Annotated in this window: 9 protein-coding genes and 2 pseudogenes; 2 read left to right on the top strand and 9 right to left on the bottom strand. The window is 61.8% G+C overall.

All coding sequences use genetic code 11. The features are described 5' to 3' along the window. Window positions 1-195 precede the first annotated feature (195 nt). A protein-coding gene (locus ACYPYD_RS06515) for an IS5 family transposase (RefSeq protein WP_459662537.1) occupies window positions 196-1,028 on the top strand; the annotation gives its coding sequence in 2 pieces (ribosomal slippage) (window positions 196-454 and window positions 454-1,028; 834 coding nt in all). A 212-nt stretch (window positions 1,029-1,240) separates the two neighbouring features. On the opposite strand, the gene ACYPYD_RS06510 is transcribed toward ACYPYD_RS06515, so the two are convergent. Continuing rightward, window positions 1,241-1,768 (bottom strand): helix-turn-helix domain-containing protein, encoded by a 528-nt coding sequence (locus tag ACYPYD_RS06510; protein ID WP_459662536.1) that lies wholly within the window; start codon window positions 1,766-1,768, stop codon window positions 1,241-1,243. A gap of 356 nt (window positions 1,769-2,124) precedes the next feature. Here ACYPYD_RS06510 and ACYPYD_RS06505 point away from each other — a divergent pair, with 356 nt between their 5' ends. Beyond that, window positions 2,125-2,412, top strand: a complete 288-nt coding sequence (locus tag ACYPYD_RS06505; RefSeq protein WP_459662535.1) for a hypothetical protein — start codon at window positions 2,125-2,127, stop codon at window positions 2,410-2,412. Window positions 2,413-2,924: 512 nt separating this feature from the next. Here ACYPYD_RS06505 and ACYPYD_RS06500 read toward each other — a convergent pair. The 8 genes and pseudogenes from ACYPYD_RS06500 to ACYPYD_RS06465 all read right to left on the bottom strand — a co-directional run. Next, entirely contained in the window at window positions 2,925-3,185 is a 261-nt protein-coding gene (locus ACYPYD_RS06500) for a hypothetical protein (RefSeq protein ID WP_459662534.1), read from the bottom strand. 498 nt (window positions 3,186-3,683) lie between these two features. After that, the gene (locus ACYPYD_RS06495; RefSeq protein WP_459662533.1) at window positions 3,684-3,812 is read right to left on the bottom strand and encodes a hypothetical protein; all 129 of its coding nucleotides are present in this window, start codon (window positions 3,810-3,812) and stop codon (window positions 3,684-3,686) included. Between the two features lie 53 nt (window positions 3,813-3,865). Beyond that, window positions 3,866-4,324, bottom strand: a complete 459-nt coding sequence (locus tag ACYPYD_RS06490; RefSeq protein ID WP_069708390.1) for a Dps family protein — start codon at window positions 4,322-4,324, stop codon at window positions 3,866-3,868. A gap of 88 nt (window positions 4,325-4,412) precedes the next feature. Then, on the bottom strand, window positions 4,413-4,970 hold the full coding sequence (locus tag ACYPYD_RS06485) for a hypothetical protein (protein ID WP_459662532.1): 558 nt from the start codon (window positions 4,968-4,970) through the stop codon (window positions 4,413-4,415). Between the two features lie 44 nt (window positions 4,971-5,014). Next, complete coding sequence (locus ACYPYD_RS06480) at window positions 5,015-5,767, bottom strand: HAD-IIB family hydrolase (protein ID WP_459662531.1); 753 nt, start codon at window positions 5,765-5,767, stop codon at window positions 5,015-5,017. A 166-nt stretch (window positions 5,768-5,933) separates the two neighbouring features. Beyond that, window positions 5,934-6,077: pseudogene (locus tag ACYPYD_RS06475) on the bottom strand (mannose-1-phosphate guanylyltransferase); the annotation flags it as partial. 37 nt (window positions 6,078-6,114) lie between these two features. Then, a pseudogene (locus tag ACYPYD_RS06470) lies at window positions 6,115-6,255 on the bottom strand (DUF2721 domain-containing protein); the annotation flags it as partial. 18 nt (window positions 6,256-6,273) lie between these two features. Further along, a partial coding sequence (locus tag ACYPYD_RS06465; RefSeq protein ID WP_459662530.1) for a class I mannose-6-phosphate isomerase occupies window positions 6,274-6,837 on the bottom strand: 564 nt, incomplete at its 5' end.

Raw genomic sequence — 6,837 nt, 5'->3', positions numbered from 1 at the left:
TCGGCGACATTAATCAACACTCCCCGCCGCACCCAGAACCGAACTATATTCCCACAACCCGCCTAAAACGTATGGCTCAGGCACTATGCTTCGCTACCTGATCGTACAAAGTCGAGCTTAGAGCCCGCCCCGAAAGTTGTTGAGCAATACCAGCATGTTGTGATTCACGCCGTCCTGCGAGAGATGGAGTGAACAATGGCATGGACTGGTATTGCCCGGCAGGAGCATAGCCGGAAAGGGTTGCGCTATTCCAGCGATATGACGGACAGGGAGTGGGAATTGGCGGCGCCGTTTATCCCGCCAGCCAAGCGCGGAGGTCGACGTCGCACGACGGACATGCGCGAAGTGATGAATGCGCTGCTGTACATTGCGGCAAGCGGCTGCGCTTGGAGGCTTCTGCCCAAATGCTTTCCACCGGTCTCGACGGTGCAGCGCTACTTCTACGCGTGGCGCACACCGGTCTGCTCGAAGCCATGAACACGGTGCTGGTAATGAACCTGCGCGAGATTGAAGGGCGCGACGCCTCGCCGAGTGCCGGTGTGATCGACAGCCAATCAGTGAAAACCACCGAAAGCGGCGGCCCTTGCGGGTATGACGCGGGCAAGAAGATCAAGGGCCGCAAGCGCCACATCCTGACGGACACTTGCGGCTTTCTCATATTCATCCTCGTCCACACCGCCGATATTCAGGACCGCGATGGTGCCGTCGATGTCCTCAAGGCCGTGCGCAAACGTTTCCCGTGGCTACGCCATGTCTTTGCGGATGGAGGCTATGCCGGCGACAAGCTCCGTGCAGGCCTCCTTGGATCGGGAACCTGGACGATCGAGATCATCAAGCGCTCTGACAAGGCAAAGGGCTTCCAGGTTCTCCCTCGGCGATGGGTCGTCGAACGCACCTTCGCTTGGCTTGGCCGATGCCGCCGCCTCGCCAAAGACTGGGAAGCCACCATCGCATCGTCAACGGCATGGGCCACCATCGCCTCCATCCGCATGCTCACCCGCAGAACTGCAAGGTATTGCTACGGTTGAGAAACTTCCGAGTCAGGCACTTAAGCCTTCTCGCCAGAATATGTGCGTAGTTGCTGAACTCGAGGAAGCTGCCCCGGCAATCCAAGATGAAGCCGCCCCCCTGTTGCGAGAATTACTCGCCCCCCATTTCCGAGATGATGTCGATCTCCTCGAGGTGCATGTTCATCGCCTCGCTATTGCAGCGGGGCATGATGATACCGGCTTCCTTGCCTTCAGCCGGACAGATCGCACCGAATAACCATGCTGAGGATCGCCGCTGGTCCTTGGGTGCCTATGGCCGGGTGCCTCGGCTGGCCCAACGCCTGGTGAGCTTGGTCTGCTGGCCGACGCGGGCCACATCCTGCCACCACAGCTCTATCGGCCTTCCTCTCGGGAGCCTTTGCTTGATCTTCGCCAGACGGGCAGCGAAGTCTTTTAAAATCGACAATGTCGTTGCCCTTCTGGCCACGATGGCGGGGCCGCGCCGAGAGCTTGCGATAGCCCATCGCGCGTAGTTCGCGCCCAAGCGTGTGGCGTGTGGCGTGTGGCGTGTGGCGTGTGACGTAGAGCTCAAACTCGTCCCATATCCATTGCCCCAGATCGACAAGCCGCCAGCGTACCACGCCATGCGCCGCCGGGATCGGGCCGGCCTCGACTATCGCCGCAAGCCGGGTTCGTTGCTCGTCATTGAGGATCGAGGTCCGCCCCGGCGCCTTGCGCGTCGCCAGCCCATCGGGGCCGTCCGCGTTGAACCGCAACACCTAGTCCCGCACGACCTGCAGGGTGACGCCAGCAGCCTTTGCTGCTTCGCTCCGGCTCCCGCCGTCCAGGATCAGCGCTACTGCCCGCAGCCGCCGGACCTGATCCGCATCACTGCTTCGCCGCGCAAACCGACGCAAATCCGCCGATGTGTAGTCAGATCGATCCCCGATCGCTGCCGCCATCGCAAGCCTCCACTTACCTGCAACGTCGAATCAGATTTTCAGCGATTTGGGAATCCCCCACGTGAGTCAGCCTCAGCGCACCTTGGTATTACGCCGTCGACCGCATCGAGATCCTGCTTGACGAAGATAGACTCGATGACGCGATCGCAAGCATCGAACACGCCAATCCACGATTGCATTATGCGCGCGACGAAGCGCTCGTCAGGCTAACCAATGCCGCGCTCAAGGCCCGCCCTGAATGGGCTGCCGGCTTTGCGGTGAAGATGGCATCCCCCATCATCGAGAGCGGGCGCTCGAGCAGATACGACCTTGCCGCTTTCTGGCTCGAGCGGGCTGCGTGCGGGTTCATAACGCTCGGCAGAACCGCCGAGTGGCATCGCTATCTCGACGAGCTGATGACGACGCATCGACGCAAGCACAGGCTGCTGGGCTTTCTCAGATCCTTACGCCCGCACTCGTGAAGCGCCGGGCGCCGAGCCACCCCCGGTCGAGCGTGCGGATCAGACGTTGCTGCCCCGGCGTCGGGCATTGAAAGGTGCGGCGGGGATCGTCTGAGAGGCAAAGTGTTTTGCGCCTCGCCCCAACTGATCTGGGCGTACCCCATTCGGCGAATATTGCCCGCGCGGCAATGTCGATGTCCGGCGCCGGTACCAGTACTTCTAGCGGCGCGGATGCCGTGAGACAGGGGTACGTCACAGGCCGGGGGTCAACGGCGACAGGCGCACCTCGAAGTAGCGGGCCCTTACTCGTTGAGGTGTTCCACCACCCGCCCCCTCTCCTTCCGACTCGTCTGGTGCGCGCCTGACGGGGCCCCGCCTGGATTCCCTCACAATTCCAGCCCATGCCCAGGCCAGTGACCTACGTGACGACTTGGCAACTTGTCTGCTCGGTACGAAAGCCTGCACAAAACGAAATGGCCGGGGCGGTATGCCGCCCCGGCCATCCCACTCTTAGTCTGAGTTCCCGAAAAAGATCAGGAGCCGTTCGACTTGTTATTATCGTCAGCGATGACGTAGATGCCGGCGCCTACCGCGGCCACGCCAACAGCGGCGAGAATGATGGTGCCGGATTCAGCGTTGTTCTTCTTCTTAACAACGGACGACTGACGAGCGCCAACGCCGCTGAGGTTGGAGATCTTACCAACCGAAGCCGAAGCGGTAGTGCCAGCCTGGGCCGCCACAGGAGCGGCAACCATCGCCGCGACGCTCAGAGAGAGCAGAGTTTTCTTGATCATAGATATCCTTTCGACGTCGAGAAAGGGATCCTCACTGCCGCCCTGAGTTCACCGAAGTGACCTGCAGCATACATTCAAGTTGGCCGGGAGGATCGGACACTATTCGCTGCAGTGCACAATGGGTGCGGAAAGGTCCATCGCAACTCAAGCGCACATGGACGAAGCGTGCTCTGCCAGCGATCAATCGCTCTGCATATTTTGAATTAGCTAAAGATCACGGAAAAATTAGCGTGTGAAAAGTAGATTCTCGATCAGAGGAAAAATGGGATTCTGCCTAATTTGGCATGATCCGCTGCGCTTTTTCGCCGAAGAAGGATATGTGCGAAAGTCTCGCAGGCGGTAGATCCTTAAAATTCGTAAAGCCACTATTTTGCCGGATGCACCCATGTTGGCCCGCAGAAAATGCGCCCATTTGTGTATTGAAATTTCACCGGCATCTTGCGTCAGCCTATTGGCTACTGACGCGGCCACGACCACAGTGTTTCTGCAACAAGCAGGTCAAATATCGTAAATGCGCGAGGACCGCGCACGGCCGGGGCCGGCGATTTCATCCGGGACGCGCAACGCCACGCCCTTGCGCTCGGCGAGCCGCATGGCAATAGCGACGCCGCCTGCGCCTTCAATCATTTCACTCTGAGCGCGGGGGCGCCCTGGCGCTCCCGAGCCCATTGCGGAATGAGTCAGGCGAGAATCTCGCGCAGGAACCAGGCGCGCTGCTCGGCCTGGTCAGTCCAGTCGTCGATGATCCCGTCGGTGGCGTTGTCGCCGGCTTCACCGGCCAGTTCCTTGGTTGCCTTCAGGGTCGCGACATAGGCGGTGTTGTCCTCGAACAGGGCCTTGACCATTGCCATCGCGTCGAGGCTGGTGTCGTCTTCGTCCTTGATGCTGGTCTTCGCGCCGATCGCACCGATCGAGGTCAGGGTCTTGCCGCCCAGCTTGCGCACACGCTCGGCGATGAGGTCGGTCAGGCCGAAGATCTCGGTCGCATGCGCGTCGAACAGCAGGTGCAGGTCATGGAACTGCGGCCCCCGGACGTGCCAGTGGAAGTTCTTGGTCTTCACATAGAGCGCGAAAGTGTCCGCCAAAAGCCCGTTGAGGCTATCGATGAGCGCGGCCTGCGAGTTGTCCTTGGAAGTCATGAGCGGATTCCCTCGATTTGTCGTGTTGTGAACAGAACTAAGCCCAAGCAACGCGATTGGAAAGCATAGGTTCGATTGCAAAAATCGATCACAGAATGCCGATTTGCCGGAGGAACACGGTGATCGCCGTGACCAGCAGTACGACGCCGACCACCCGGCGCATCCAGCGCGCCACCGGCGTCGCCAGAAGCTCGGGCCTCGCCCAAGCAAAAGCGACAAGCACCGTACCTCCTATAGCTCCGGCGGCTCCTGCCGGCCATGGACCGGCAAGTCCCACACCCATGCCAAAAACGAGAAAACGCGGCGCATCCGTGACCTGGTGCGCCAGCAATACCAGTGCGAGTGCACCAAGCGAGCTGGTCGGCTCGCGCGGATCGCGGCGGGGCGCCAGCACCATGGATTCTAGCCCGGCCATGCCGAGGGCGATGGCTGCGAAGATGGTGCGCGCGGGCGGCGGTAACTGAATGAGCATGAGCGCAGCTGCATAGGCCGCCAGCGTCGCTGTCGCGATGCTGGTGAGGATTGCCACGACCAGCACCGCCGGACGCCGTCCCTGACCCAGCGCGAGCCCGGCGATCATGACTTGATCACGCGCGCCGAGCCCCGCCAGCAGGACGGCCAGAAAGGTGAGGTAGAAAGCGGGCATCAGGCCTGCACCATGTCCGCTTCCGGCACTCCGGGCGCGTCCTCTCAGCTCGCCTTCTGGCAGGCGACGATCGCGGTGATCACATTGGCGGTATCGGCCGGATCACGCACGCAGACGGTGTCGAGGCCCATCGCCTTGGCCGGATAGTCGTTGCCACCCGGAAAGATCGCATCGCCGATGAACAGCATGTCGGCTTCCGCCACCCCGCTGCGCTCGGCCAGCCGGCGAAGGCCCCAAGCCTTGTCGACGCCCGGCTGCGTGACGTCCACCGAAGTCGCACCGCCGAGGTTGATCGAAACGCCCGGAAGACGCTTGATGAGATCAGCCTGGATCACCTTGCGCTTGGCGAAGTCCGGATCCCAGTGTTCCTTCGCCTCCAGCGGGGCCTGCTGGCCCAGTGCCGAGAAGGTGATCTGGCTGCCGCGGTCCTCGATACGCTCACCCCAGGTCTCCTCGGGCGTGAAACCGGTCGCGGCCAGCGAGGCGTCGAAGGCATCGAGGATTTCCCGCTTCTGCTCCTGCGTGAACAGTTCCGCATAGACCGGCGACCACGCGCCGTCGCTGTGCAGGTAGAGCTTGGCACCGCTGGTCGGCATCATCCACAAGCGCGAGAGATCGGCATGCGCGGGGAGACGACTGGCGACCTGCTTGTCGAACTGCGGCCAGTCACCGCCCGAAATGACGGCCACCTGCGCAACGGTGAGCAACTGCGCGAGAAGGTCTGCCATCTCCTCCGTCAGCGGCTGCTTGCTCAGCGCCAGAGTACCGTCGAGATCGAACGCAACGATTTTCTTCATTCCACATCCTTTAAGAACCGGCGAGAAACCTGATGATCAGAAGGTTCATAAATCGGCCTCCGTGGTATCGCAGAAACCGACCTTGTGATGACCAATCGGCCGTACACTGCCATGCCCGGCCATTGGGAAACTTTGAGGTCAGGCACAAGCGCCTTTCGGTCAGCGCCTACTGGTTGACGGTACCGGCGAGCTTGCCCACCTTCTGCACGTTGGCAACGGTGGTGATCATGATGTCGTCGCCATCGACGACGACGATCACGTTCCCCAGCCCGATCACCGAGACACGCGGACCGTCGCTGTCGACCAGCACGCCCTCGTTCGACCACCATGTCGTGCTTCATCCCCTGCGCGGTGCCGTGCCGCTCCTGCAGGAGCCGCGCGCGATCGACCACGCGCCCAAGGCGCGTCGAGAGGATGTTGAGGATATTGCCGATGGCGACGAGCACGAACACCGGCGTCAGTGCCAACTGGATGGTCTGGACGATCATGTCCCCCTTCATGCACCGTCAGGACGCGATTTTACAGGGTCTCGTCAGCAGGCAAACGCCGTTTTCCGCAAATCGCACGTCGGCGAGGCTCATCGCCAGCGCACAGCTGCCGGGCGCGATGGACTCGCCCGCGACTTCGACCGCGCCCTCGCGCGGGATCACCAGCAGTGCATCGGGATAGCGTATCGCGATCTCCTGCGACGGCACGCCCGCGATCTGGTCCAGCACGAAGAGCGGGCCATCGACCAGCACCTGCGAGCCGTCCAGCGGCACGTGCTTGAACCATTTCTCGCGCGAATAGGGCTCGCCGTGCGATACCGCCATCCCGTCCTCCAGATGCAGCTCGCGCGGGCGGCCGTAGTCGTAGAGGCGATAGGTGATGTCGCTGTTCTGCTGCACCTCGATCAGGCTGACGCCTGCGCCGATGGCATGGACGGTATTGGCCGGGATGTAGAAGAAGTCGCCCGGCACGACCTCGTGCCAGGTCATCAGGTGTTCGATCGACCCGTCGAGCGCGGCGGCGCGCATCGCGTCCTCGCCGATCTCCCGGTCGAAGCCGATGCCCAGCTTGCCGCCCGGCTC

This window comes from Novosphingobium sp. 11B (genome assembly GCF_054589055.1).
Note: the sequence above shows the minus strand (reverse complement) of the source record. Positions and strands in the feature narration are given on the sequence as shown.

Bases quoted from the DNA above. Each gene is read 5' to 3' on its own strand.
- ACYPYD_RS06500 (WP_459662534.1), bottom strand. From the start codon at position 3,185: ATGATCAAGAAAACTCTGCTCTCTCTGAGCGTCGCGGCGATGGTTGCC.
- ACYPYD_RS06495 (WP_459662533.1), bottom strand. From the start codon at position 3,812: ATGATTGAAGGCGCAGGCGGCGTCGCTATTGCCATGCGGCTCGCCGAG.
- ACYPYD_RS06490 (WP_069708390.1), bottom strand. From the start codon at position 4,324: ATGACTTCCAAGGACAACTCGCAGGCCGCGCTCATCGATAGCCTCAAC.
- ACYPYD_RS06485 (WP_459662532.1), bottom strand. From the start codon at position 4,970: ATGCCCGCTTTCTACCTCACCTTTCTGGCCGTCCTGCTGGCGGGGCTC.
- ACYPYD_RS06480 (WP_459662531.1), bottom strand. From the start codon at position 5,767: ATGAAGAAAATCGTTGCGTTCGATCTCGACGGTACTCTGGCGCTGAGC.